We start from the raw sequence: 25,257 nt of genomic DNA, 5'->3' as shown, positions 1-25,257 counted from the left end.
TGCGCCGCAATTAGACGGTATCCGCGAGGGCTTCCTGCGGGCAGGGCATAAAAAAACCGCCCGGGAGAGGGCGGCTTTTTCTATTACGATCGGGTGGCGGTTACTTCACCTGGGCTACGAGGGCCTTGAAGCTCTCAGAGTTATTCATGGCGAGGTCGGCCAGGACCTTGCGGTCGAGGGTGATGCCTTTTACGTTGAGGAGGTTGATGAACTGCGAGTAGGTCAGGCCCTCTTCACGCACGGCGGCGTTGATACGGGCGATCCACAGGCGGCGGTATTCGCGCTTCTTCAGCTTGCGGCCTACGTAGGCGTAGGTCATACCTTTTTCTACAACGTTCTTGGCAACGGTGTATACATTTTTACGCTTGCCATAGAAGCCTTTGGCTTGCTTGAGGATTCTTTTGCGGCGTGCGCGGGAGGCAACGGCATTTTTGGAACGAGGCATTACGATTCAGTTTGAATGTTTTGAAATGAGGTTCTTACTGCTGCACCGAAGGCTTACTTCAGGCGCAGGAGGCGCTTCACGAAATCCACATGGGAGGGAGCTACTACGCCGTCAACACGTAATGCGCGCTTGCGCTTCTTGGACTTCTTGGTCAGGATGTGACGCTTGAAGGATTTCTGGTGCGTGATCTTGCCGGTGCCGGTCACCTTGAAGCGCTTCTTGGCGCTCGAGTTCGTTTTTACTTTAGGCATGGTACCTAGTCGTTTGAGAGTTTAGCCCTGGAGGCGGCCCGCACAGGCGGAGCACTTAGGGAGCCTCTTCAAGCAATACCGTCCCGGCGGGGAGCCAAAACGGAGCGCAAAGGTAGGGAAAAAGGCGCACATCTGCGCAAGGACGCGCCCTTTATTGCCACCAAGATACATTTTAACGGAACGATGCCGCGCGGTACGGCGCCCGCTCCCTTCGGGCGGACAGCCACTCGAGCGCAAAAAAGCCCAGCACGGCACCGGCGCTGTTGAGCAGGAGGTCGTCTACATCGAAGGAACCCACCCCCGTGAGCAGCTGAAACACCTCGAAGGTGGCGCTCAGGAGCATGGCGGCACGGGCGAGCCGGCCCGCGTGGCGGTAGCGGTCGTTCAGCAGCGGAAGCAGGAAGCCGAAAGGTAGGAAGCCAAAGAGGTTGGCCCCCACATTACGTACGCCGGTCCCGAAATTTTCCTGCAGGGTACCATAGTAGGCAAGCGTCCGTCCGGGTATGTAGTTGGCGTAACGGGTATACTGTCCCAGCTGGTCCCAGTTCAGCTCCGAGCATTGCTGCAGGAAGAAGGCCGGATCCTTGATCACGAACAGGCCGGTGAGCGCGCCGAGGTAGGCGCCGAACAGGAGGGCGATGAGGGCGCGCGTACGGAGGCGCCACCGGACGTTCAGGGGCAGGCTCCGGATCATACAATACCGATTTCGCCTTTGACCTTTTTGGTAAGCTTCGCCGACACGAGCCGGTAGCTGCCCCGTACGAGCTCGAGCTGCTGGCTTCCTTTCCAGGAGCAGGCTTCGGTGAGGAGCACCCAGCGCGCCCGCGCGAGGTAGGGCGCCGGCTCGATTCCGGGCACGCGGCAAAGCTCTTCAAACTGGTCGTCGGGGACTTTACAGGAAAAAGTAAGGGGGCCGTCGGTGCCGGCGACGCAGAACATTTTAGTGCCCACGGTGTAAACGAGGTCGGCGCCCCATTTCACCTCTTCCTGCACCGCAGGTAAAGCCAGGCAGGCCTGACGGAGGGTTTCGAGTTCCATAGTGTAGATCGGATATTGGAATTCGAATATCCGGCATTCAGCCGACAAAAAAAAGATGCCAGCCGGTTTTTTTTTCAGCGCCGGCGGGCGGGGCGCGGTTTTGTACGCGCTACGCCCCAGCCGGAACCCTCCTGCTGGGCTGGCACAAAAAAAGAGACGCCGCACGGCGTCTCTCTTCTCGATATTCAATATTCGATATTCGTTATTTCCTAGGGCTTCGGCTCGGAATTCTTCCCCTCGCCCTTCGGCTTCTTGGAGGTCTTCGGCGAGATGATGGCGAGCATCCGCTTGCCTTCGAGCTTCGGCATCGATTCGAGCTGGCCCACCTCGGCGAGGCGCTCGGCGAACTTCAGCAGCAGGAGCTCACCCCGGTCCTTGAACTGGATGGCGCGGCCCTTGAACTGCACGTAGGCCTTCACCTTGTTGCCTTCCTTGAGGAAGTTCTCGGCGTGCTTGCTCTTGAAGTCGAAGTCGTGGTCGTCGGTGTTGGGCGTAAACCGGATCTCTTTCATCTCGGTGGTCTTCGCCTTGGCCTTCATCTCCTTTTCCTTCTTCTTCTTGTCGTACAGGAACTTGTTGTAGTCGATGATGCGGCAAACCGGGGGATCGGCCTGCGGAGAGATCTCCACGAGGTCAAGGGCCTGATCCTGGGCCATTTTAAGCGCTTCCTGGGTCGGATACACGCCCATGGCCACATTGTCACCTACGAGGCGCACCTGGGGTACGCGGATGTGGTGGTTGATGCGATGTTCTGCTTCTTTACGGGGGATGAATCTTCCGCGGAAGCCCCCGCCCGGGCGGAATCCGCCTTTACTCGGTAATGCCATAATGTTCAGCCCGTTCTCCACTGTCGACAGTCAGCGAAGAAACGTGGCCTGGGTTGTTTGATGGTTAATGCGCTGTCGAATCGTATTATGCAGGGAGGCTTTCCCCTCTCCTTTCTTTGATCTCTTCTGCCACCGCCGCGCTGAATTCCGCGATGCTCTGGGTGCCGGTATCGCCTTTGCCTTGTCGGCGGATCGATACTTTGCCCTCGTTCATCTCCTTCTCACCCACCACGAGCATATAGGGCACTTTCTGCAATTCCGTATCCCGGATCTTCTTGCCGATCTTCTCGTTGCGGTCGTCGATGGCTACACGAATATCTGCTTTTTTCAGTTCAGCAGCCACTTCTTTTGCATAATCCAGGAACTTGTCGGAAATCGGCAGCACCTTCACCTGCACCGGGGCCAGCCATACCGGGAGCTTGCCGGCATAGTGCTCGAGCAGGAAGCCGATGAAGCGCTCATGGGTACCCAGCGGGGCGCGGTGGATGATCAGCGGCGTCTCCACCTTGTTTTCCTCCGTGGTATAATGCAGCTTGAAGGAGCGGCCCTGGGAGAAGTCCACCTGGTTCGTGGCGAGGGTAAACTCGCGGCCGATGACGCTGTAGATCTGCACGTCGATCTTGGGACCGTAGAAGGCCGCTTCGTCCTGCACCTCGATAAAGGGAATGCCGGATTCGATGAGTACGTTGCGCACCATCTCCTCGGTTTCCTTCCAGAGCTCCGGCTCGTTCACATACTTGATGCCCAGCTTCTCGGGCGAGTGCAGCGAGAGGCGCATCACGTATTTCTCTACCCCGAAGATCTTGAAGTACTTCAGGTACATCTCGTTCACGGCGCGGAACTCGTCGCCGAACTGCTCCTTGGTGCAATAGATGTGCGCGTCGTTCATGTGCAGGCAGCGCACGCGCATGAGCCCGAACAGCTCGCCGCTCTGCTCGTAGCGGTACACGGTGCCATACTCGGCGATGCGGTACGGAAGATCGCGGTAGCTTTTGGGCAGCGCGTCGAAGATCTTGTGGTGGTGCGGGCAGTTCATCGACCGCAGGTAGTACTTCTCCCCTTCCATCTCCATGGGCGGGTACATGCTGTCGGCGTAGTACGGCAGGTGCCCCGAGGTCTTGTACATGTTCTCCTTGGCGATGTGCGGCGTCACCACGCGCTTGTAGCCGGCTTCGTTCTCGGTCTCCTTCGCGAGCTTCTCGAGCTCCTCGATGATAACGGTTCCGTTGGGCAGCCACATGATGAGGCCGGGGCCGACATCGTCGTCCATGGTGTAGATCTCGAGTTCCTTACCGAGCTTGCGGTGGTCGCGCTTCTTCGCTTCCTCCAGCAGGGCAAGGTATTCGTCGAGCTGCTCTTTCTTGGGGAAGGTGACGCCGTATACACGGGTGAGCATCTTGTTCTGCTCCGACCCTTTCCAGTAGGCGCCGGCGATATTGGTCAGCTTGATTGCCTTGATGAAACCGGTGTTCGGGATATGCGGGCCGCGGCACAGGTCGGTGAAGCCACCTTGCGTGTAGAAGGTGATCTCTCCGTCGGGCAGGTTCTCGAGCAGGTCGAGCTTGTATTCGTCGCCTTTCTCCGTGAAGTACTGAACAGCGTCGGCCTTGGAGATCGGCTTGCGTACGTAGGGGTTCGACTGCTTCGCCAGTTCCGCCATCTTCTTTTCGATCGCGGCGAGGTCCTCCTCGTTCATCTTGCGGTCGCCGAGGTCGATGTCGTAGTAGAAACCATTGTCGACCGGGGGGCCGACCCAGAACTTGACGCCGGGGAACTGAGCCTCGATGGCTTCGGCCATCAGGTGGGCGGAGGAGTGCCAGAAGGTGTTCTTGCCGCCGGCATCGTCGAAGGTGAGCAGCTTGAACGCCGCGTCATCGTCGATGGGACGGGTCAGGTCCCACACCTCGCCATTGACTTCGGCCGCCAGCACCTTTCGGGCCAGGCCCTCTGAGATCGACTTGGCAATCTCCAAGCCCGTCGTGCCTTTCGGGTAGTTCCTGACGGCACCGTCAGGAAGCGTAATATTGATCTGATCGTTCATAAAGGTGGGCAAAATTAACAAACTCTTGCTAGAGTCCGCTTTAACGTCCGCGGAAGTTATGTCTAAATTCGCTTCGATGAAACCGTCCGGCTCTCTCCTGTTGCTCCTGCTTGCGCTTTTTCTTTCCGGCAATGCGTCGGCGCAGGGCGCCGCTGCCAAGACAAAGCCGGCCTCCACCAAAGACCTTACGGGTATCTGGCATGGGTACTTCGTCACCGATGGCGGCGAGCAATACAAGCTCGAATTCCAGATCGCCCAGAAGAAAGCCGCCGTCACCGGCGTTTCCTACTCCTACCTCGACCAGCGGTTCTACGGCAAGGCTACGATGACGGGCAATTTCCAGAGCACTGGCGGCCGCTTCAACATCCAGGAGCTGCGCACCACCGAGGTGCGCAATATGGGCGGCGGTGGTACCTGCCTTATGAATTACAAGTTCGATGTCATCGTGTCCGGCCGCGAGATCTTTCTGGAAGGCACCTATGTGGGCAAATCGGAAGACCGCGCCAACCCGAAGAACAACGGCAAGTGGGGCGACTGCGGCGGCGGCAAGGTGATGCTGCGCCGGGTTGAAGAATCGGATTTCTACGTGGAGCCCTTCCTGAAGAACCGTCCGAAGCCGGGCTCCGACGTGGCCCGCACCCCTGCGAAGCCCGCTCCGAAAACAAACACCCCGGCCGCCCGCGTACCCGCAAAACCGCCTGTGCGCAACACCACCACGGCCCGCGTGCCTGCGAAGCAGCCCGCCGCACCCGCAACCGGCGCTCCCGCTACCGCAACGCCGAACGTTCCGAAAGAAACCACGGTGGCGCCCGCTCCGAAAAAAATCGAAGTGCGCCCGGTGCCTGTTCCCGTAGAAACCCGGAACCGCCAGAACGAGACCGCGCGCGTGCTGACGGTTGGCTCCGATGAGGTGCTGGTGAAGCTGTACGACAACGGCGAGGTCGACAACGACACGGTCTCGATCTATCTTGATAACAAGTTGGTGCTGTCGCACAAGCGCCTCAGTGCGGCCCCGATCGAGCTCACGGTGAAGCTGAGCGAAGAAACGCCCGAGCACGTGCTGGTGATGGTGGCCGAGAATATGGGCCGCATCCCGCCGAATACCTCCCTGATGCTTGTTTATGACGGCGATAAGCGCCACGAAGTTCAGATCACCTCTACCGAGCAGAAGAACGCCATGGTGCGCTTCCGGTACCAGAAGTCCGGCCAATGACCGCTCATCGAAAACTTCGCGGGTCCGCTCCTGTTTGCGTTTATTTTACACCAGTGAAGAAAAGTCTCCTGTACCTGTTGTTGCTGCTCCCCGTGTTTGGCCTTGCCCAAACTCCCAATCTCAATGGGATCTGGAAAGGCACCCTGACGCAAAATGCAGGTGGCTGTTTCCCGAAATACTTCATCGAGCTGCAGATACAGACGCGCGGCGATTCGATTATGGGGGCCTCCTATCACTACTCCGACATCACCAACTACGTCAAGAAGAAATTCAATGGGATGTACTTTTCCACGGTGGAAAAGCTGCACCTCAACGAGGGCGGCGTACAGACCTTCCGGATCCCGCCCGATTGCGTACCCTGCATCAAGAACTACGTGCTGCGCTACTACCGCGTCGGCAACGAGGAAACGCTGCGGGGCGAGTGGAACGGCAAGGTGATGAACACCGACGCGCCCTGCCAGCCCGGCAACCTGATCCTGACCCGCGTGGCCGAATCCGCCTTCCGCGAGATCCCCGAGATCGAAGTGGATACCGGCCGCATCCGCCTCGACTTCTACGACAATGCCGAGGTCGACGGCGACAGCATCTCCGTGCTCGTGAACAGTAAGGTGCTGCTCTCCCACCAGAAGCTCAATCACCAACCCCTCACCACCTGGATCCAGGTGGACCTGCAGAACAAGTTCCAGGAAGTGGAGATGCAGGCCGACAACCTGGGCCGCATTCCGCCCAACACGGCGCTGCTGGTAGTTACGGCCGGTGCCAAAAGCTACCGCCTCCTCCTTACCGCTACCGATTCCAAAAGCGCCAAGGTCCGGTTTATCTACGATGCTGGCGCAGCCGCGCGGTAATAAGACCCACCCCCAGCCCCTCACATAGGGAGGGGAGTCGTATCCAGATTACCTGATCGTTCATCTCAGATTCCGTAATCGCAAGTAATGCTTTTCCTGACGCCTGCAACCCGACACCGGCATCCCGGAGGGATGCGCGCTCGAAAGCCCGGCATGAAATGCCGGGCAAGAGGTAGATAATTACGAACGAGGTCAACATCCCGGAGGGATGCGCGTTACCGAAAAAGTCTGAGGTTGTGCGAAGTTCAGCCAGAGAAGAAAGGTGCATGTTTTGGCCGGTCGGAAAAATGACGTGAACGGGCAATCTAATGTTCACCCTTCCGCTGTTCGAGTAACGAGCACCCTACGGGGTGCGGTGTCCTGATAAAACCAATGCTTTTTCTACAAAGCGCGCAGCCCTACCGGGTGCAACGTCGCTAGAACTTGAAATTCCACGTCACCGCGGGTATGATCGGGAACAGCGACACCTGCTTCGCCTGCACCTTCAGGTCATTGGTAAGCGGGCTGCCCTGCTGGTCGAAATAAATGAAATACGGGTTGAGGCGGCTGTACACGTTGTAAATGCTGAACACCCAATGGCTTTTGTACCGGCCCGTTTTAAACGGCTTTGGCGTCCAGGTGGCGGAAAGGTCCATGCGGTGGTAGGGCTTCAGGCGGTACTGATTCACCTTGCTGTATTCCTGCGTCAGCACGCCGTTGATGATGTAAAAGCGCTCGGGCAGCGAGGTGGTGTTGCCGGTGCCGAATACGAACACGCCGCCGAACTTCCACTTCGGGCTCAGCTCGTAGGTGGCCACCACCGACAGGTCGTGGCGCCGGTCGTATTTCGCCGGGAAGCGCTCGCCGCCGTTGAGGTCGGGAAACTTGCGCCAGGTCCAGGAGAGGGTATAGCCGATCCATCCGGTGAGGCGACCGCGCACCTTGTTCACGAAGAACTCGGCGCCGTAGCTGGAGCCGGAGCCGAACACGAAGTGCTCCTCCGGATCGCCGACATTCGGTTGGTAGCCTTCTTCGAACTCGATCTGCTGCTTCATGTCCTTGTAGTACACTTCGACCGAGGTTTCCCAGGTGTTGTCGTTGTAGTTGCGGAAGTAGCCGGCCGAATATTGCCACAACACCTGCGGCTTCGTGCGGTACGAGCTCGGGAGCCACAGGTCGGTGGGCAGCGTGGTGCCGGAATTACTCACGAGGTGGATGTACTGCAGGTTGCGCGTCACCGAAGCCTTGATCGAGGTGCTGGCATTGACCTGATAGCGGGCCGTGAGGCGTGGCTCGAAGCCATGGTAGGCCTTCACGATCTCGTTGCGTCCGTATACGGTGCTATCGAGCTTGTTGCCGTCGGCATCGCGCTCAAACTTTTTATAGGGGCCCAGCTGCGAGAACTGCGTCCAGCGCAGGCCGGCGTTGATCTTCACCTTGTCGCTGATGTCCCAGTCGTCCTGGAAGTAGAGCGCGTTTTCGAGCGCGTATTTCAGCTCCGCGTTGGAGGGAGAGAACCGGGTCGAGTCCTGGCTCCCCGACACCAGGTTGGGAATGAACTTGTGATACGTGCTCTGCGCCCCGAACTTAAGCTTGTGCTGCGGCGCGGGATAGTAATCGAAGTCCACCTTGAGGTTGCCGTCGCGGATGCCCGAGTAGAGGCCCACCCGGAAGTCGTTCTGCGTGGCGCCGAACTCGAAATGGTAGTCGTTATAAACGAGCGTTGTGTTCGAGAACAGCTTCGGGCCGAACACGTGGTTCCAGCGGAGGGTGGCCGTGGAGTTGCCCCAGGGGATGTCGGCGCTGAACGAACGGCCGGTGTTGACGAAGCGGAACACGTCGCGCCCGAAATAGCCACTGAGGTAGAGCCGGTCCTTCGGCGAGAAGCGCCAGTTCACCTTCGCGTTGAGGTCGTAGAAATAATAGCCCGAGCCCCTTGCGGTGGACGTCTTAGAAACAAAGGGCTTCGTGAGTACGTCCACGTAGGTGCGGCGACCGGATACCATGAAGGACGCTTTGTCTTTCACGATCGGGCCCTGCAGCGAGAGGCGCGAGGCAATGAGGCCGATGCCGCCCTCGCCGGTGAACTGCTGCGAGTTGCCGTCCTTCATGGCCACGTCGAGCACCGACGAAAGCCGGCCGCCGTATTGCGCGGGCATGCCCCCCTTGATGAGCGACACGTTCTTGATGGCGTCGGAGTTGAAGATCGAAAAGAACCCGAACAGGTGGCCCGTGTTGTACACCACGGCATCGTCGAGCAGGATGAGGTTCTGGTCGGGGCCGCCGCCGCGGACGTAAAAGCCGGCATTGCCCTCACCCGCGTTGCGTACGCCCGGCAGGAGCTGGATCGTTTTCAGGATGTCGACCTCGCCAAGAAAGGCGGGTACGCTCTTGATCTGCGCGATCGACAGGTCCACCTTGCCCATTTGCGCATTGCGCACGTTGGCGTCGCGGCGCTTGCTGTACACAATGACCTCGTTCATGGCGGCCGACTTCGACTTCAGGTCGATGTTGAGCGGCGTCGGGCCCGTGAGGCGGATGCTGCGGCTGTCGGTGAAAAAGGAAACATGCGATACCGAAAGCGTATAGGTGCCGGCTTCGAGTGTCAGGGAATAGTAGCCATACTGGTTGCTGCTGACGCTGCGCCCCTCCCCCGCCGACACCGAGGCGCCGATGACGGTCTCGCCCGTGGCGGAGTCGCGCACGAAGCCGGAGATGGTGTATTTCGACTGGGCGTCGGCCCAGAGGCTGCCGGCAATCGCCAGCAGGGTCAGCAGGATACGCATAGGTTTATTTCGTTGTCGCGAGCTTCAGGCTGTCTTTTACCAGCCCGCAGCTCAGCATGGTGTTCCGGTGCTCCGGGTGATGAAGGCCCAGGTACGGGTTGCGGATACGGGTGCTGTTGGCGAGCCAGACCGCCGGCTCCGTATCGTTGAAGGCCATCGGGCACTCCTGCATGTAGATCGGGGCGGCATCGTAGCGCACAACGCGCAGCACGTCGTAAAAGTTCTGCGACAGCGAATGGAAGGCGCGGCGGCGCTCCGTGAGGTCGGAGGCGGATTGCATGGTCTGCAGGTCGCCGTTGAACATGTCCTTATACGAAACGGCCGTCATGTAGATCGCCGTGTCCTTTTTCAGCTCGTCCCAGGTAATGGCGCCCAGCGAGGCCTGAAGAGTGCCGGCCTGCGCGCGAACGGCGCCGCTGTCCCACTTAACCAGCGACTCGCTGAGGGTATAATAATCGTTCAGTGCCTTGTCGATGGACGCGTTGAAGGCGGCGCTGTGCTTGCTCTGTGCCAGGGGTTGTTGCTTCGGCGCCTCCGGCGTTTTGACGGCGGGCTCGCTCTCGTGAAATACAGCGAAGTAGACGCCGATAGCGCCGGCAACGAGGGCCAGGATCCATATCTTTCTGTTCATCAATGTCGGATTTGCGGGCAAAGGTAAATCAATGTGCGGATGGGCAGCAGAGATTAGGTTCAGGAGGGTTCAGGGGGTTCAGGAAGGTTGGGTGGCCCGTCCCCTCGATGCTTTTCTCATAACCTTTCTAAACCCTTCTGAACCTCTCTGAACCTTTCTAAATCCTCCAAAACCCTTAAAACACCCAAAACCTTCCCCCGGCCGGTTTATCTTTGCGGCCTCATTCTACTTTATGCTGGCAGGTTTTCAAAATGTGACATTCGAGTTCGGGGCGCGCACCATCGTGAAGGACGCGACCTGGCATATCCACCCGCAGGAGCGCATCGGCCTCGTGGGCTACAACGGAACGGGCAAATCCACGCTCCTGAAAGTGATCGTGGGCGAGTACCAGCCGTCCAACGGCACCGTGGAGCGTGGCCGCAACACCTCTATCGGGTACCTCCACCAGGACCTCCTCTCCTTCGATACCAACGAATCCATCCTCCAGGTGGCGATGCATGCCTTCGACAGGGCCATGGCCATCGGAAAGGAGCTCGAAGTGCTCACGAAGCGCCTCGAGACCGAAGAGACGGAGGAACTGCTGCACGAATACTCCGACAAGCTGCACCAGTTTGAGGAGGCCGGCGGCTACGAGATCGAGTATAAAACAGGCGAAGTACTCCAGGGCCTCGGCTTCTCCAACGCCGACCTGCAGCGCCCCTACCGCGAGTTCTCCGGTGGCTGGCGGATGCGCGTGCTGCTGGCCCGTATGATCCTGCAGGCACCCGACCTCCTCCTGCTCGACGAACCGACCAACCACCTTGACCTGCCTTCCATCGAATGGCTGGAGAAATACCTGCAGCACTACAAGGGCGCCGTGGTGATCGTATCACACGACCGCTTCTTCCTCAACCGCATGGTGAAGAAGGTGGTGGAGCTCTACCAGCGCGAGCTGCATTTCTACAACGGTAACTACGAATACTACGAGGCCGAGAAGGAGCTGCGCATCGAGCAGCAGCAGCGCGCCTACGAGAACCAGCAGGACTATATCCGCCAGAACGAGCGCCTCGTGGAGCGCTTCCGCGCCAAGGCCTCGAAAGCAGCCATGGCCCAGAGCATCATCAAGAAGCTCGACCGGCTCGACCGCATCGAGGACGTGGCCATCGAACGCCCCGACCTGCGCATCAACTTCGCCATCGACAAAGTGCCGGGTAAAGTGCTGTGCGAGCTGAAGAACGTCACCAAGCGCTTCCCTTCGCTCACCATTCTGGAGGGCGCCACCGCCGAGATTGAGCGCGGCGACAAGATCGCCCTCATTGGCGCCAACGGCAAGGGTAAATCGACCCTGCTGCGCGTCATTGCCGGCCAGGAGCCCATCGAGGGAGAGCGCAAATGGGGACATAATGTAGACGAAGCCTTTTATGCGCAGCACCAGCTGGAGGCCTTGAATCTGAATAACACCATCATCGACGAATTGAAAGAGGCCGGCTCCCAGAAAACGGAGCTTGAGCTGCGCACGCTGCTTGGCTGCTTCCTTTTCAGCGGCGACGATGCCGACAAGAAGATCAAGGTGTTGAGCGGGGGCGAGAAAGCCCGCGTGGCGCTCGCCAAGACGATCATCTCGAAGGCCAACTTCCTGCTGCTCGACGAACCGACGAACCACCTCGACATCCACTCCACACAGCTGCTGGTGGATTCGCTGAACCGCTATCAGGGCTCCTTTGTGCTCGTGAGCCACGACCGCTATTTCATCTCCAAGACCGCCAACAAGATCTGGGAGATCGTGGACGGCGAAATCAAGGAGTTCAAGGGCGGATACGACGAGTGGGTGGAATGGAAGGAGCGGATGGAGAAGAACCGGCAGCAGCTGGAGCGGGAACAGAAGAACAGGGAACAGGGAACAGGGAACAAGGAAGTGAAGCAGAAAAAGGAAGAGCCGAAGAAGGTGGAGTTCGTAGCGCCTCCAGAAGCCAAGAAGCCGATCAACAAGGAATTGCAGAAAGAGCTGCAAAAATACCAGCGCCAGTTTGCGCAGGTGGAAAAGCAGATCGCGGAGAACAATGAGCTCAAGGCAAGGCTCGAAGCAGCCCTCGCCGCCCCGGAAACCTATGCCGACGCCGTGAAGTTCAAAAAGACAGAGACCGATTATGCAGCCGCCCAGCAGCAGGCAAAAACGCTGGAGAAGCAATATGAAGAGCTCTTCGAGAAGATCATGGAGCTCGAGGGTCAGTTGTAGGACGTTTGATGTTTTTCGGGAAAACCCGGATGGTATAGAGCCGCCTTTACGGGCGGCTTTTCTTTTGCGGAATCAGGATTTGCCTGCTGGGCTGGTACAGCAGAACTTCAAACAAGAATCACCAAACGTCCAACTTCTCTGGTATGCGTATTGCAGCCGTTCCCCGTTTAAACAAAACCTTGTCTATGAAACGCATAATGCTCCCGCTGAGCCTTGCTTTCTGTCTTTTTGCCGGAACGGCCCTGCCTTCCTGCAAGGGAAAGGAAAAGAAGGCGGAAACAACCACAACGACGACCACTACGGCACCACAGACGGACCAGACCTACCAGAGCCCGGTACAGGTGTCGGGCGACCAGCAGATAACGGAGAGCCTGCGCACGGCAACCAAGGATTTTCCTGGCGTGACCGCTACCGCCAACAATGGCGAGGTAACGCTAACGGGCACGGTTGAGCGCGACCGCCTCACCACGCTCATGCAGGCCGTACAGGCGGCACATCCAGGGAAGGTCAACAATCAGCTCACCATTAAATAGGACCCGCTATGGCATTACAGGATAAATACAGTGCGCTGGTGCAGGCCGCGCAACAGGCAGGCGTGCGCAACCTGCAGGTACGGGAGCAAAATAGCGTCTTGTACATCGACGGCGAGGCGCCTACCGGCCAGGTAAAGGACCAGCTGTGGAGCGTGTACAACTCGATCGATCCGGATTACCGCTCCGGCGACCTCATTCTCAACGTAAACGTGGGCGCCGATGCAGCCGGTAAGCGGGCCCGGGTGACCACCCAGGAGTCGAATCTCAACGTCCGCAAGGGCCCCGGTACCGACCAGGAGATCATCGGCAAGGCCGCTCATGAAGATTATGTTACCTTGATCTCCAAGGCCAACGAACAGTGGTGGCTGGTGCGTACGAGCTCGGGCGTCGAAGGCTACGCAGCCGCTCAGTACCTCTCTGCGGAGTGACCCATCCCCCGGCAGCGCTCTCGCGCGCAACCTTCGCCTTCGGTCGGTTGTCCCAAAGGAAAGGCGAGCTGGACACCCCATATTTAAATGCCCCTCGTCGACCGGGGGGCATTAATATTTGGGTGCATTTGATCGTTGCGTTGCAAGCAGCCCACGGCTTTAGCCGTGGGTATTCGAAAGATACCAGCCCATGGTTTCAGCCGTGGGGGAAAATAAGGCCCGGTTCATTCCTGACCTCTTAAAAGATTTGGTCGAACAGAGGATTAAATCAAAAGAGGGAAAGCGCGTCGCTTTCCCTCTTTTATTGTTTTGTATCCTACTCCTTTTTTGCTACGCGCTCGCCTCCATCACTTTCGCCGGCTGCTCGGTCTTATCGGCGCCGTGCATTTTTACAAAGTCGGACACCAGGTACGAGATCAGCTTGCCCGTGGCATCGTCGGTCTTGCCATTGTGAAGGCGGGTGGCGCCCTCGCAGATGTGCAGGTAGGCGCAACGGGCATTGCCAGCGGCGAGGTTCACGTACTGGCGCGCATGCAGGGGCATCACCCCCGACGGGGTGGCGGCACTGCTCAGCACGCCTTCTACCGAATCCAGGTCAAGCTCGATGCCGGTATAGTTGTCGTCGGTGAACGAAATGGCATGGGCCACCGCCTGCAGGAACGAGCGCTTCTCGTGCAGGAAGATGTCTTCATACGTGATGCAGTCGAAGAAGGGATTGTTGACGATGTCGACCCAGACGTTCTGCTGCAGGTAGTTCTCGTGGAGGCCGACCACGCAATACTTCTGGAGAAAGCCGTCGTCTTCGGCATAGCGGAAGCCGTTACCGCTGTGGCGGCCTTCGGCGGGCCGGTAGTCGGTATGCGCGTCGAGGTTGATGGCGTTGATCTGCGCGATCTCGATCTGCCCGTCCTGCTGCAGCCCTTTTGCCGCTCCCTTGATGATCGGATAGGCGTTGTTGTGCCCGCCGCCGATCACCACCGGGATCTTCCCGGCGGCGGCGATGGCCTTCACGAGCTTCTCCACTTCCTCGTCGATCGCGTTCACGGCGTGGCGGAAGGCCAGTAGCTGCTCGTCGGGATTCTGCGCATTGGCCTCGATGAGGCCCTGCATGTCGGAGAAGTCAAAATGCCCGATCACGGCGATGTCGTCGCCCGTCAGGAAATCGTTGCTCTGCGTATTGAGGAAGGCTTGCAGGAAGGCGACCCAGGCCGTGGAGGCACCGCCGGTGCCTTCGTTTGCCTGCACGCCGATGTCTTCGGGCACCCCGAATACGATGTAGCGCGCATCGATGTTCTGGAAAATGCCGGCGCTGTGGTCGTCCGGAAGCACCTGCACCCGCTCGCCCAGCTTGGTCTCGAAGCGGCGGATCTTTGTGATGCCGAGCAGGTCGGATTTCTTATAGAAGCGGAAATGCGGGATGTGCATGGAAGGAGTTTTTAGTTTGTATTTTGAAGCTGGCTGCGGGTGCGGCCGGCTCACTTCAGGGCAATCGTTTTCGTTTACGGGCAAGATACAATAGAACACAGTTCAAAACCCTGATCCCCGGTACCGCATTCCCGATTCCCGATTGCCGACTGCCGATTCCCGATTGCCGATTCACGTCAACCATTCCCCGTTCACCAGCACCCGCTCGATCAGGTTGGAGCCGAAGGCATAGGGAAGATAGGCCAGGGAGGGGATCGGCCGCGTCAGGATCAGGTTCGCCTTTTTGCCGACGGCGATCGTACCCACTTCGTGCTGCAGGTCCATGGCGCAGGCCCCGTTGAAAGTAGCCGCCTGCACCGCCTCCTCGGGCAGCATCCGCATCGCAATACAGCTCATCGACAGCACCGCGTTCATGTTGCCCGACGGCGAAGAGCCCGGGTTGAAGTCCGACGCCAGCGCGATCGCGCAACCGGCGTCGATAAGCCGTCTCGCCGGCTGGAAGGGCATCCGAAGAAAATACGCCGCCGTCGGCAGCAGCGTCCCGATCGTGTCCGAGACCGCAAGAGCTTCCAGCGCCGCATCGTCCATGCTTTCGAGGTGGTCCACCGACAGCGCGCCCACGGCGATACCGGCTTGCACGCCCCCCGATACGGCGAGCTGGTTGGCGTGGATCTTGGCTTTCAGTCCATAGCCCGCTCCCGCGTTGCAGATGCGCACCGTTTCCTCCGGGGTGTAAAACCCTTCCTCGCAGAAAACGTCGATATAATCGGCCAGCCCCTCCCCTGCGATGCGGGGCAGCATGTCGTCGATGATGAGCCGGATATAGCCTTCCCGGTCTTCTTTATACTCCGGGGGTATGGAGTGGGCGCCGAGGAAGGTGGCTTTTATTGGTACCGGCGCCTGCCCGCGGAGGCGCCGGATGACGCGCAGCATTTTCAGCTCGCCGGCTACCGTAAGCCCGTAGCCGCTTTTGATCTCGAGGGCGCCGGTGCCGAGGCGCAACACCTCCTGCAGGCGCGCCCAGCTCTGGCGGAAGAGCTCGTCCTCGGAGGTTTCGTTGAGCCGGCGTGTCGAGTTGAGGATGCCGCCGCCCCGCGCGGCAATGTCGGCATAGCTGAGGCCGCGGATCTTATCCACGAATTCACTTTCCCGCGAGCCGGCAAAGACAAGGTGGGTATGCGAATCGCACCACGACGGCAGCACGAGCCCACCCCCGGCATCCACCTCCGCACCCGCTTTCCGGTACGCCTCCGGGAGTTCCGACATCGGTCCGAAGGCGGCGATCCGGTCGCCTTCCACGAGCAGCCAGGCGTTCTCGGTCACCGGCAGGTCGGCAAGGGCCGCGCCGCGCCGGGGCACCGTTTCGTTGTGCGTGTTGATGAGCTGCCGGATGTTGGTGATCAGGAGGGCCATAGGGCGACTAATGTACGGCCTTTCGGGTAGCGGCCCTTCGACACGGTCAGGGTAACAAAAAATTGCGTGTGTAATCGTGAAGGGGCAATCGTGGATGGGCAGGGTCAGTTCCAGGCCCAGGGGATAATCGTTGTTCACTCCATACCGGAGCGGTGCTTGCGTTAAGGGCGAGGCTGGACGTTCGTCCTGGTTCGCAACCGCAAGGCAAGAAAAGCGAGAACGTACGTAACGTATTCCGTAGTGCCGTGGTGCCGTTGTGCCGTCGGGTAACAGGCCGCTGCGGCCCACCCAATCCGTACAGGTTGCTCACGCCCCTCCTTCCTGCGGTATGATATTTTCTGCACAGCCCATATTGTTCAGAATTGATCCCGACTATGGTAAGAAAAGATGCTACAGAAGGACTGCTCTGGTATAAGGATGCGGTCATCTACGAACTCCACATCAAGGCCTTCCGCGACTCCAACGGCGACGGGATCGGCGACTTTGGGGGCCTGCTCGAAAAGCTCGACTACCTCGAGGAACTCGGCGTAACGGCCATCTGGGTGCTCCCCTTCTATCCGTCGCCCCTGCGCGACGACGGGTACGACATCGCCGACTACTACAGTATCAACCCGCGCTACGGCGACCTCGAGCAGTTCCAGGCCTTCCTGAAGGAAGCGCACCGCCGGGGACTCAAGGTGATCACCGAGCTCGTCATCAACCACACCTCCGACCAGCACCCCTGGTTCCAGCGGGCCCGCACGGCGCCGAAGGGCTCTCCGGAGCGCGACTTCTACGTGTGGACCGACGACCCGACCCAATGGAAGGACGTGCGCATCATCTTCCAGGACTACGAAGCGTCCAACTGGACCTGGGATCCCGTGGCGCAGCAATACTACTGGCACCGCTTTTTCCACCACCAGCCTGACCTCAACTACGACAGCCCGCAGGTGCAGGAAGAGATCTTCAAGATCATCGATTACTGGTGCGCGATGGGCGTGGATGGCTTCCGCCTCGACGCCGTTCCGTATTTATACGAGCGGGAGGGCACCAACGGCGAGAACCTGCCCGAAACACATGCCTTCCTCAAGAAGCTCCGTGCGCACGTCGACGAGAAGTTCCCCGGAACGCTCTTTCTTGCCGAGGCCAATATGTGGCCCGAAGACGCGGCGGCCTACTTCGGCGACGGCGACGAGTGCCACATGAACTACCACTTCCCCGTGATGCCGCGGATGTTCATGGCCCTGCAGCGTGAGGACCGCTACCCGATCACAGACATCTTCGACCAAACACCCGATATTCCCGAGAACTGCCAGTGGGCCACCTTCCTGCGCAACCACGACGAGCTCACCCTCGAGATGGTGACCGACGAGGAGCGCGACTTCATGTACAAGGTGTACGCAAAAGACCCGAAGGCACGCATCAACCTGGGCATCAGGCACCGCCTGGCGCCGCTGATGGACAACAACCGGCGCAAGATCGAGCTGATGAACTCCCTCCTCTTCGCGCTGCCCGGCACCCCGGTGCTGTATTACGGCGACGAGATCGGGATGGGCGACAACTTCTACCTCGGCGACCGCGACGGCGTGCGCACACCCATGCAATGGAGCGCCGACCGCAATGCCGGCTTCTCGGAGGCTAACCCGCATCGCCTCTACCTGCCCGTGATCCTCGACCCCGAGTACCACTACGAATCGGTGAACGTCGAGATGCAGCGCCGCAATACGTCGTCGCTGTTCTGGTTCATGAAGCGCCTCATCTCCCTGCGCCTTAGCTTCAAGGCCTTCAGCCGCGGCGATATGAAATTCATCAACGTCGAGAACCCGAAGGTGCTCGCCTTTACCCGCACCTTCGAGGACGAGACGCTGCTGGTGGTGGTGAACCTCTCCAAGTATGCGCAGCCCGCCGAGGTGGACCTGCGCGGCTTCAAGGGCTACCAGCCCGTGGAGCTGTTCAGCCGCAACCGCTTCCCAGCCGTGCGCGAAGACAGTCCGTATTTCTTTACGATGGGGCCCCACTCCTTCCAATGGTTCCAGCTGCAGAAGGTGCGCTCCGCCGCCGAGGAAGAGCGCAGTATCCCGACGCTCGAGGCGCGCGGCGAAGAGGACCTCATGTCGCCCTTCGTGCGTACCCAGTTGGAGCAGGACATCCTGCCCGCGTATATCTACAGCCGCCCCTGGTTTGCCGGGAAGCAGCGCACCGTGTACAGCCTCTCCATTAGCGGCCATTACCGCTTCGGCGAAGACGACCGGCAGGCCTGGTGGATGTTGCTGGAGGTCGCCTACGAAAGCGGGCTTCCCGAATGGTACCAGCTGGCCGTGAGCGTGATCCCCGAGGAGCAGGCCGCACAGCTCGCGCACACCTGCCCGGAGGCCATTATCGCCCACGTGCACGGCCCGAACGGCGCCGGCGTACTCTGCGACGCCTTTTACCTGAAGGGACTGCAGCGCTCCCTGCTCCGCCGCCTCGTGCAGCGCGAGCACCTGCAAATGCCCGATGGCCGCGTGCACTTCGACACGAGCGAGGAGCTGGCGCAGTACTCCTGGGAGAACTCAGTGCCGCGCGTGTTCCAGCAAAACCGCTTCAATACATCGATCGTTTACGACAACCGCCTGTTCCTGAAATGGTACCGCAAGGTGGAGTTCTTCACCAACCCGGACGTGGAGCTGAACCGCTACCTCTCCGTAGATGCGTCCTTTTCCTTCACACCGAAATACCTGGGCAGCGTGGAATGGCAGTCGCCGAACGGGCGCATGGTGCTGGCCATCATGCAGGAGCTCGTCGACAATCACGGCGACCTGCTCGGTTACATGCAGGAGCGGGTGGCGAACTTCATCGAGCGGGTGATCGCACGTCCCGATGCGCACCGGCTGCTCGAATTACAACCCGGCACCTGGTCGAACCCGATCGGCCTGGAAGCGCTCTCCGACGAGCTGCAGGACCTGGTGGGTGGTCGCGGCGCCGAGCTGATGCGCACCCTCGGCGAACGCACGGCACAGATGCACCGCGCATTCGCCCGCAATACGCTGGATAAGGATTTTGCGCCGGAAGAATTTTCGCTTCACTACCAGCGCTCCCTCTTTGCGTCGATGCAGTCGCAGGTGCGCGAAGCTTACCACCGCCTCGAGCGCAGCTCCGATCTTCCGGAAACCGTGGCGGCGAAAGCGCAGGACGTTCTGGCCCGCCGCGAAGAGGTGGTGCAGCTGCTGAAGCGGGTATACGATCACAAGCTCGACGTGATGAAGGTGCGCTCGCACGGCTCCTACGACCTGCAGAAGGTACTGCTTACCGGCAAAGACCTGGCGCTGTACGACTTCGGCGGTAATGTGCAACGGAGCTACAGCGAGCGCCGCATCAAGCGCTCGCCGCTCCGCGACGTGGCGCAGATGATCGCCTCGATCTACCAGACCACCTTCGAAGGCTTCCGCCATAGCGCCCACCTGCCTGCGGATAACAGCGCCTACCTTGCTTATGCGGAGCGCTGGGCGTACCTGATGAGCGGTTTCTTCGCCAAGGCCTATTTTGAAGCAGTACAGGACACGCCCTTTGTTCCTGCCGATCCTGCCGACCGGGAAATGCTGCTCCAGACCTTCCTGATCGAGCGGGCGCTTCGCCACATCAACGAGGACCTGCAGACAGACCCCGGCCGCGCCGGCGCTCCCCTTAGCCTGCTGCGTTCCGTATATCTACAGGCCATGCAGGAAGCGTAGCCGGAATTCATAAAAACAGGAAAGCGTTATGGTGCCCGCCATAACGCTTTTTTTGTGGGTGCAATCATATCGGGCCAACGAAAAAGGAGCGCTGAGAAGCGCTCCTGCATTAGGTAATCAGTTCCTTTGCGCTAGCTGCGATCGGTGACAGGGCTGTTCCTGGCCTGCAGAAAGCGCCGCAGGAAGGGCAACACCTGCGTTTGCGCCCAGAGGTTATAGCGTGCGGCGGTTTTGGCGTGGCCTACGCGGATCGTTACTGCGCGGTCGCGGAGTACCCGGAACATATCTTCGTCGGTGGTGTCGTCGCCGATGCACAGCATGAAGTCAGGCGAGAAGCGGTCGAGCACGCGCTGTGCCGAGGTGCCCTTGTCGATGCCGATCTGCCGTACCTCCAGCACCTTGTTGCCGTCGATCACCTGCAGCGCGGTGTTGGCGGTGAGCTGCAGCAGGCTGTTGCGTAATTCCCGCGAGCGGGTGAAGCCCAGGTCGGGGTGGGTATTGCGGTAGTGCCACGCGAGTGTGCTCGCTTTCTCTTCAATGAAGGAGCCCACGCAGCGGGTCACGAAGAGCTCCATCAGCGGGCGGATCTGGTCTTTCCACTCGGGCGCCAGGGTGTTCTGCGTTTGCCATTCCTCGCCCTGGTACCGGATAAAGGCCCCGTGCTCGGCCACCATGTGCACGGGCAGTTCACCCAGCCAATCTCCGAGCGTGGCGGCGTCGCGCCCGCTGATGATCACCACCTCGGTATGCGGTTGGGCCGCCAGGTCCCGCAGCAACTGCAATACTTCCTTTCCGGGCACTGCCAGCGAAGGGAGCTTTTGATAGGGCGCGAGCGTCCCGTCGTAATCCAGCAGGATACAGCGCTTTTCGGCGTTGGCGAAGGCTTCCACCACCTGGGTGGTCGTAGGCCCGTCGAGGATATTGGCCTGCTCTTTTTCCTGCACCGTTTTAAGCGTGCCCAGGCTCTCGAGAAAGTCGTTGATCCAGTGATGCACGTCGTAATGCGCGAGGCGCCGCTGCATGAGGCTGAGGCGGTTGCGCTGCTCGGTAAGCGGCATGGTGAGCGCCGTATGGATGGCTTCCGCTACTTCCTCCGCGTCGGTCGGATTTACGAGCACGGCCTCGCCCATCTCGGAGGCGGCACCGGTAAGCTCGCTCAGGATCAGCACTCCCTTGTCGAGGCAGGAGGCCACGTACTCCTTGGCCACGAGGTTCATGCCATCGCGCAGCGGAGTGATGAGGGCAGCGTCGGCCGACTGGTACAGGGCACAGAGCTCTTCGAAGTCGAGGTGGTTGTAGCGGTAGATGAGTGGCTGCCAGTGTAGCGACGAGAACTTACCGTTGATCTTGCTGACCTGCTGCTCGATCCGGTGGCGCATATCTGCATAGCTACGTATCTCGGCGCGCGACGGCACAATGTTGAAGATGAACACCACCTTCTCGCGCCATTGCGGGTATTTCTCGAGAAAGGCCTGGAAGCCTTCGAGCCGGTAGCTGAGGCCTTTGGTATAGTCGAGCCGGTCAACCGAAAAGATGATCTTCTGGCCCATGAACTTCTGCTCGAGACTGGTGCTGATGCGCGCCGCGAGGTCGTTGAGCAGCGCGTCGCGGAACTTCTGGTAATCGATGCCGATGGGGAACAGGTCGGTGCGGATCATGCGCGATTCATACTGGATGTTGTTGAACTGCGTTTCCACTTTGAGGATCATCTTGGCCGATTGCAGGAAGTGCTGCACATAGTCGTAGGTGTGAAAGCCCAGCAGGTCGGCGCCCAGCAGGCCCCGGAGCAGTGCGCCTTTCCAGGGCGTGGGCAGCAGCCGGAACAGCTCGTAGGAAGGAAACGGGATGTGCAGGAAAAAGCCGATGCTGGCATCGGGCAGGTGCTCGCGCAGCATCTGCGGCAGGAGCATCAGCTGGTAGTCGTGCACCCAGATCACGTCGCCGGGCTGGTAGAGCTCGAGGATGCGCTCCGCGAAGAGCGCGTTCACCTTTTCGTAGGCGGTGAAATGCTCCTTGCGGAATTGCGTGATCGAAGGAAAGTAATGAAACAGCGGCCAGATGGTGCCGTTGGCGAAGCCGTTGTAGTATTGATCGTACGTCTCCCGGTCAGGGAACACCGGCTCGATCACCGTGTCGGCAGGAAGGGCCCCGCGCTCCACGGCCTCCTGCCAGTCTTCGCGCGACGTGTCGACACTGCCGACCCAGATCTTTTGCTCGAACTGCGGACCCCCCGCCCCGGGTTTTTCGAAATAGCTTTTCACCGCCGAAACAAGGCCGCCGGAGCTTTGCCGCACCGTAATATCGGCACCGTTCCGCTCCACCGCGTAAGGCAGGCGGTTCGATACCACCATCAGTCTGCTCATGCGCACAAGTGCGCAAAAGTTGCGCCATGGGGCTTCAGGCGGGCGTCCGCCGCTGCCGGAGCACGGTCCAGAGCAACCAGGCCGTGGGCAGCAGCAGGATGCCGATGTTGACAGGCAGGAGCCAGGGCCGTTGCCGGGTGGCGTTGCCCATGACCGCCGGGAATAACAGCGCAATATCGATGGCGAACACGAGGAGGATCGACAGCTTCAGCCATTGGAAGAAAAGGCGAAGGGTACGGTATTCGGCCTCGGTGGCAGGCCCTTCCCCCGACTTCCGGGGAAAGCGGTGCACATGCCGCCCGATCGCGCTGAGCAGCAGGAAAATGCCGGTGAGCAGTCCCAGGAGGAGCCACACCGTAAAGCGCGGCCCGAAGCCGTCCGCCTCGCCAAGGGCATTGAAATGGATCGGAATGGTCCGCGGAAGCCGTTCGTAGCTGATGGCCACCAGGATCCACAGGGTCAGCAACCCGCCCCGGCTTATCGTGGCGGCGACCCGTTCCGCACTTGTTGGTTCCATCGGTCAAAGGTAGGCCGGTACCACGCCACGTTTACCGGACCCGGCGCACCCTGGTAGGGCTAACGCAAGGTGCCTTATTTTGCAACCTCATCTTCCTTTATGAAAGCACTTTTACCGCTTGCAGGTAGCCTGCTTACCGCGCCTGCCCTGGCACAAACCGGTTTTTCGATCGGCGCCGAGGTTGCGGCCGCTACCGACCGGGTGGTCGTGGAGGATCCCGGTGGCCGCCTGGTGGAGCCGGAGCTGCCGAGTGTATATGTGGGCGTAGCCGGTCGCTACCGCTTCCACAAATATGGATTTGCGGAGCTTGGCGTTGCGGTAAAGCGCTACGACATCGGAATTGCCTTCTCCGAATTGAGCGGCACGTCCACCGGTACCGTCTCGGTACAGGTGCCCCTGCGGCTGGGTGGGCGCATCGCGCTCCTGCGCAACCGGCTATCCATAGAACCTTTTATCGGCCATTCGCTCGTCTGGCAACGGCAGGTGGAAGGCTACCGTACCTCGGCCGTGGACTATCCCGTTGGCAACGACGCCATCACGTTTACCGCCATCACGAATTACCCGGTATCGATCTACTCACTGCTCGAGGCCGGGCTCAACCTCGACTACCGGTTGGGCAGAAGTGTGCACGTGGGCCTGCGCGGACACCTGTTCCGCGGGTTCGGCAAACCCATGGTCGACGACATCCGCTATTCGGTCAATGGCGGCGCCGAGGTCATCGCGCGTCAGTACGGCCAGGGTTCTTTCTCTGCCATCGGAGTCGGCATAAGGGTCGACCTGGTGACTACCGCCCTGAAATAGAAAATCCCCGCGGCTGCGGGGATTTTCTATTTATTGCTTCAATCGTTTTGAAAGATCCAGGTCGTGCCCGGCTGCCGTTTGCCGTGCGATGTCGTAGCCCGCATCGGCATGACGGATAACACCCATGCCCGGGTCGTTGCGAAGCACGCGCTTCAGGCGCTGCGCGGCGTCGTCAGTGCCGTCGGCCACGATCACCATACCCGAATGGATGCTGTAGCCCATGCCGACGCCGCCGCCGTGGTGAAGGCTCACCCAGGAGGCGCCGCCGGCCGTATTTACCAATGCATTCAGGATCGGCCAGTCGGCAACGGCGTCGGAGCCGTCCAGCATTGCTTCGGTTTCGCGGTTGGGCGAGGCTACGGAGCCGGTATCGAGGTGGTCGCGGCCGATCACGATGGGTGCCTTCACTTTTCCGGTGCGCACGAGCTCGTTGAAGGCAAGGCCTGCTTTCTCGCGCTCGCCCTGACCGAGCCAGCAGATCCGCGCCGGCAGTCCCTGTAACGCAATGCGCTCCTGCGCCAGCTTCAGCCAGCGCTGCAGCGACGCATTTTCGGGAAACATGCCCGCGATCAGCTCGTCGGTCACCGCAATGTCGGCGGGGTCGCCGCTAAGCGCCGCCCAGCGGAAGGGACCTTTGCCCTCGCAGAAGAGCGGGCGGATATAGGCCGGCACGAAGCCGGGGAAGTCGAATGCGTTGGTAAGCCCCCGTTCCTTGGCACGCGCCCGGATGTTGTTGCCGTAATCGAACGTGATGGCGCCGCGGGCCTGCAGCTCCAGCATCAGCTCCACATGTCGGTACATCGAATCGTAGGCGTATTCCAGGTATTGCTCCGGGTTCTCGGTACGGAGTACACGGGCCCCTTCTTCGGAAACGGTATGCGGCCAGTAGCCGATGAGCGGGTCGTGGGCCGAGGTCTGGTCGGTTAGGGTATCGGGAACGATGTTGCGGGCGATGAGGCGCTCCAGTAGTTCTACGGCATTGCAATGAACGCCGATGGACAGGGCTTCGCCTTTCTGCTTGGCTTCGAGCGCCCGGTCGATGGCCTCGTCCACGTTGGCGATCATCACATCGAGGTAGCGGGTCTCGAGGCGCTTCTCGATGCGCCACTGCTCCACCTCGGCTACGAGCGCCACGCCTTCGTTCATGGTGATGGCCAGGGGCTGGGCGCCCCCCATACCGCCGAGGCCGGCGGTAACGTTCAGCGTACCCTTCAGCGTACCACCAAAATGCTTGTCGGCGGCCGCGGCATAGGTTTCATAAGTGCCCTGCACGATGCCCTGCGAGCCGATGTAGATCCAGGAGCCGGCGGTCATCTGCCCGTACATCATCAGCCCCTTGCGCTCCAGCTCCTCGAAGTGCTTCCAGTTGGCCCAGTTAGGCACGAGCTGGGAGTTCGACAGCAGCACGCGCGGCGCGTCGGTATGTGTTTTCAGAATGCCTACCGGCTTGCCGCTTTGTATGAGCAGGCTCTCGTCATTTTCCAGGTCCTTGAGCGAGGCGATGATGTTGTCGAGCGCCTCGAAGTTGCGCGCGGCCTTGCCGCGGCCCCCGTACACGATCAAGTCGTCGGGACGCTCCGCTACGGCGGGGTCGAGGTTGTTGAGCAGCATGCGGAGCGCCGCTTCCTGCACCCAGCCTTTACAGGTGAGCGTACTGCCTGTGGGCGTCTTGTACTTTACCGGGTCGTATTGGGTTTGCTTCGTTGTGGCCATGAGCAATCGTTTAAAACAGGTTTAGGAAGGTCTTGATGGGTTTTGGAAGGTTTCGACGGGTTTTGCGAGGTTTTAAATGGTTGTATTTGCCCATTACAACC

20 protein-coding genes are annotated in these 25,257 nt (G+C 60.0%); 7 read left to right on the top strand and 13 right to left on the bottom strand.

Annotated elements, in window-relative coordinates:
* Window positions 1-100 precede the first annotated feature (100 nt).
* From rplT to thrS, 6 genes are all read right to left on the bottom strand, one after another.
* Entirely contained in the window at window positions 101-445 is a 345-nt protein-coding gene (gene rplT, locus ABD937_RS11080; protein ID WP_345255776.1) for a 50S ribosomal protein L20, read from the bottom strand.
* A 53-nt stretch (window positions 446-498) separates the two neighbouring features.
* Window positions 499-696: a 50S ribosomal protein L35 gene (gene rpmI / locus ABD937_RS11075; RefSeq protein ID WP_345255775.1), complete on the bottom strand. Its 198-nt coding sequence runs from the start codon at window positions 694-696 to the stop codon at window positions 499-501.
* Between the two features lie 172 nt (window positions 697-868).
* Complete coding sequence (locus tag ABD937_RS11070) at window positions 869-1,390, bottom strand: VanZ family protein (protein WP_345255774.1); 522 nt, start codon at window positions 1,388-1,390, stop codon at window positions 869-871.
* Window positions 1,387-1,734, bottom strand: a complete 348-nt coding sequence (locus tag ABD937_RS11065) for an MmcQ/YjbR family DNA-binding protein (protein ID WP_345255773.1) — start codon at window positions 1,732-1,734, stop codon at window positions 1,387-1,389. The genes ABD937_RS11070 and ABD937_RS11065 overlap by 4 nt, the downstream gene beginning before the upstream one ends.
* A gap of 209 nt (window positions 1,735-1,943) precedes the next feature.
* Window positions 1,944-2,561 carry a translation initiation factor IF-3 gene (gene infC, locus ABD937_RS11060; protein WP_345255772.1) on the bottom strand — a complete coding sequence of 206 codons (618 nt, stop codon included), beginning with the start codon at window positions 2,559-2,561 and terminating at the stop codon, window positions 1,944-1,946.
* Window positions 2,562-2,646: 85 nt separating this feature from the next.
* Entirely contained in the window at window positions 2,647-4,602 is a 1,956-nt protein-coding gene (gene thrS, locus ABD937_RS11055) for a threonine--tRNA ligase (RefSeq protein WP_345255770.1), read from the bottom strand.
* A 76-nt stretch (window positions 4,603-4,678) separates the two neighbouring features.
* Between thrS and ABD937_RS11050 the strand changes: the two genes are divergently transcribed.
* Both ABD937_RS11050 and ABD937_RS11045 read left to right on the top strand, forming a co-directional pair.
* Window positions 4,679-5,815: a hypothetical protein gene (locus ABD937_RS11050; protein ID WP_345255769.1), complete on the top strand. Its 1,137-nt coding sequence runs from the start codon at window positions 4,679-4,681 to the stop codon at window positions 5,813-5,815.
* Window positions 5,816-5,868: 53 nt separating this feature from the next.
* Window positions 5,869-6,663 carry a hypothetical protein gene (locus tag ABD937_RS11045; RefSeq protein ID WP_345255768.1) on the top strand — a complete coding sequence of 265 codons (795 nt, stop codon included), beginning with the start codon at window positions 5,869-5,871 and terminating at the stop codon, window positions 6,661-6,663.
* A gap of 416 nt (window positions 6,664-7,079) precedes the next feature.
* Here the strand turns inward: ABD937_RS11045 and ABD937_RS11040 are convergent, their stop codons facing one another.
* Window positions 7,080-9,428, bottom strand: a complete 2,349-nt coding sequence (locus tag ABD937_RS11040; RefSeq protein WP_345255766.1) for a TonB-dependent receptor — start codon at window positions 9,426-9,428, stop codon at window positions 7,080-7,082.
* Between the two features lie 4 nt (window positions 9,429-9,432).
* A complete protein-coding gene (locus ABD937_RS11035) occupies window positions 9,433-10,059 on the bottom strand; it encodes a DUF3347 domain-containing protein (protein WP_345255764.1) in 627 nt (208 codons plus the stop codon).
* A 232-nt stretch (window positions 10,060-10,291) separates the two neighbouring features.
* On the opposite strand from ABD937_RS11035, the gene ABD937_RS11030 reads away from it, so the two are divergent.
* The 3 genes from ABD937_RS11030 to ABD937_RS11020 all read left to right on the top strand — a co-directional run bounded on the left by ABD937_RS11030 (window position 10,292) and on the right by ABD937_RS11020 (window position 13,235).
* Window positions 10,292-12,274, top strand: a complete 1,983-nt coding sequence (locus ABD937_RS11030; RefSeq protein WP_345255762.1) for an ABC-F family ATP-binding cassette domain-containing protein — start codon at window positions 10,292-10,294, stop codon at window positions 12,272-12,274.
* A gap of 185 nt (window positions 12,275-12,459) precedes the next feature.
* Entirely contained in the window at window positions 12,460-12,807 is a 348-nt protein-coding gene (locus tag ABD937_RS11025; RefSeq protein ID WP_345255761.1) for a BON domain-containing protein, read from the top strand.
* Between the two features lie 8 nt (window positions 12,808-12,815).
* Window positions 12,816-13,235: an SH3 domain-containing protein gene (locus tag ABD937_RS11020; protein ID WP_345255760.1), complete on the top strand. Its 420-nt coding sequence runs from the start codon at window positions 12,816-12,818 to the stop codon at window positions 13,233-13,235.
* 330 nt (window positions 13,236-13,565) lie between these two features.
* On the opposite strand, the gene ABD937_RS11015 is transcribed toward ABD937_RS11020, so the two are convergent.
* Together ABD937_RS11015 and hutI are read right to left on the bottom strand one after the other, a co-directional pair.
* Window positions 13,566-14,660 carry a formimidoylglutamase gene (locus ABD937_RS11015; protein WP_345255759.1) on the bottom strand — a complete coding sequence of 365 codons (1,095 nt, stop codon included), beginning with the start codon at window positions 14,658-14,660 and terminating at the stop codon, window positions 13,566-13,568.
* 171 nt (window positions 14,661-14,831) lie between these two features.
* Window positions 14,832-16,073: an imidazolonepropionase gene (gene hutI / locus ABD937_RS11010; protein WP_345255758.1), complete on the bottom strand. Its 1,242-nt coding sequence runs from the start codon at window positions 16,071-16,073 to the stop codon at window positions 14,832-14,834.
* A gap of 374 nt (window positions 16,074-16,447) precedes the next feature.
* Here hutI and treS point away from each other — a divergent pair, with 374 nt between their 5' ends.
* Window positions 16,448-19,762: a maltose alpha-D-glucosyltransferase gene (gene treS, locus ABD937_RS11005; protein ID WP_345255757.1), complete on the top strand. Its 3,315-nt coding sequence runs from the start codon at window positions 16,448-16,450 to the stop codon at window positions 19,760-19,762.
* A 131-nt stretch (window positions 19,763-19,893) separates the two neighbouring features.
* Here treS and ABD937_RS11000 read toward each other — a convergent pair whose 3' ends face one another.
* Together ABD937_RS11000 and ABD937_RS10995 are read right to left on the bottom strand one after the other, a co-directional pair.
* Window positions 19,894-22,125, bottom strand: coding sequence for a bifunctional alpha,alpha-trehalose-phosphate synthase (UDP-forming)/trehalose-phosphatase (locus ABD937_RS11000; protein ID WP_345255756.1), 2,232 nt, complete (start codon window positions 22,123-22,125; stop codon window positions 19,894-19,896).
* A gap of 34 nt (window positions 22,126-22,159) precedes the next feature.
* Window positions 22,160-22,642 carry a DUF1648 domain-containing protein gene (locus ABD937_RS10995; RefSeq protein ID WP_345255755.1) on the bottom strand — a complete coding sequence of 161 codons (483 nt, stop codon included), beginning with the start codon at window positions 22,640-22,642 and terminating at the stop codon, window positions 22,160-22,162.
* A gap of 99 nt (window positions 22,643-22,741) precedes the next feature.
* Between ABD937_RS10995 and ABD937_RS10990 the strand changes: the two genes are divergently transcribed.
* The gene (locus ABD937_RS10990; RefSeq protein WP_345255754.1) at window positions 22,742-23,443 is read left to right on the top strand and encodes a hypothetical protein; all 702 of its coding nucleotides are present in this window, start codon (window positions 22,742-22,744) and stop codon (window positions 23,441-23,443) included.
* Window positions 23,444-23,473: 30 nt separating this feature from the next.
* Here the strand turns inward: ABD937_RS10990 and hutU are convergent, their stop codons facing one another.
* Complete coding sequence (gene hutU / locus ABD937_RS10985) at window positions 23,474-25,156, bottom strand: urocanate hydratase (RefSeq protein ID WP_345255753.1); 1,683 nt, start codon at window positions 25,154-25,156, stop codon at window positions 23,474-23,476.
* Window positions 25,157-25,257: the final 101 nt, after the last annotated feature.

Source organism: Flaviaestuariibacter amylovorans, from assembly GCF_039541815.1.
Taxonomy (GTDB): Bacteria; Bacteroidota; Bacteroidia; order Chitinophagales; family Chitinophagaceae; genus Flavisolibacter; species Flavisolibacter amylovorans.
The sequence above is the reverse complement of the archived record's forward strand: the minus strand, read 5'-3'. Positions and strand labels throughout refer to the sequence as shown.

Bases quoted from the DNA above. Each gene is read 5' to 3' on its own strand.
- rplT (WP_345255776.1), bottom strand. From the start codon at position 445: ATGCCTCGTTCCAAAAATGCCGTTGCCTCCCGCGCACGCCGCAAAAGA.
- rpmI (WP_345255775.1), bottom strand. From the start codon at position 696: ATGCCTAAAGTAAAAACGAACTCGAGCGCCAAGAAGCGCTTCAAGGTG.
- ABD937_RS11070 (WP_345255774.1), bottom strand. From the start codon at position 1,390: ATGATCCGGAGCCTGCCCCTGAACGTCCGGTGGCGCCTCCGTACGCGC.
- ABD937_RS11065 (WP_345255773.1), bottom strand. From the start codon at position 1,734: ATGGAACTCGAAACCCTCCGTCAGGCCTGCCTGGCTTTACCTGCGGTG.
- infC (WP_345255772.1), bottom strand. From the start codon at position 2,561: ATGGCATTACCGAGTAAAGGCGGATTCCGCCCGGGCGGGGGCTTCCGC.
- thrS (WP_345255770.1), bottom strand. From the start codon at position 4,602: ATGAACGATCAGATCAATATTACGCTTCCTGACGGTGCCGTCAGGAAC.
- ABD937_RS11050 (WP_345255769.1), top strand. From the start codon at position 4,679: ATGAAACCGTCCGGCTCTCTCCTGTTGCTCCTGCTTGCGCTTTTTCTT.
- ABD937_RS11040 (WP_345255766.1), bottom strand. From the start codon at position 9,428: ATGCGTATCCTGCTGACCCTGCTGGCGATTGCCGGCAGCCTCTGGGCC.
- ABD937_RS11035 (WP_345255764.1), bottom strand. From the start codon at position 10,059: ATGAACAGAAAGATATGGATCCTGGCCCTCGTTGCCGGCGCTATCGGC.
- ABD937_RS11030 (WP_345255762.1), top strand. From the start codon at position 10,292: ATGCTGGCAGGTTTTCAAAATGTGACATTCGAGTTCGGGGCGCGCACC.
- ABD937_RS11025 (WP_345255761.1), top strand. From the start codon at position 12,460: ATGAAACGCATAATGCTCCCGCTGAGCCTTGCTTTCTGTCTTTTTGCC.
- ABD937_RS11020 (WP_345255760.1), top strand. From the start codon at position 12,816: ATGGCATTACAGGATAAATACAGTGCGCTGGTGCAGGCCGCGCAACAG.
- ABD937_RS11015 (WP_345255759.1), bottom strand. From the start codon at position 14,660: ATGCACATCCCGCATTTCCGCTTCTATAAGAAATCCGACCTGCTCGGC.
- hutI (WP_345255758.1), bottom strand. From the start codon at position 16,073: ATGGCCCTCCTGATCACCAACATCCGGCAGCTCATCAACACGCACAAC.
- treS (WP_345255757.1), top strand. From the start codon at position 16,448: ATGGTAAGAAAAGATGCTACAGAAGGACTGCTCTGGTATAAGGATGCG.
- ABD937_RS11000 (WP_345255756.1), bottom strand. From the start codon at position 22,125: ATGAGCAGACTGATGGTGGTATCGAACCGCCTGCCTTACGCGGTGGAG.
- ABD937_RS10995 (WP_345255755.1), bottom strand. From the start codon at position 22,642: ATGGAACCAACAAGTGCGGAACGGGTCGCCGCCACGATAAGCCGGGGC.
- ABD937_RS10990 (WP_345255754.1), top strand. From the start codon at position 22,742: ATGAAAGCACTTTTACCGCTTGCAGGTAGCCTGCTTACCGCGCCTGCC.
- hutU (WP_345255753.1), bottom strand. From the start codon at position 25,156: ATGGCCACAACGAAGCAAACCCAATACGACCCGGTAAAGTACAAGACG.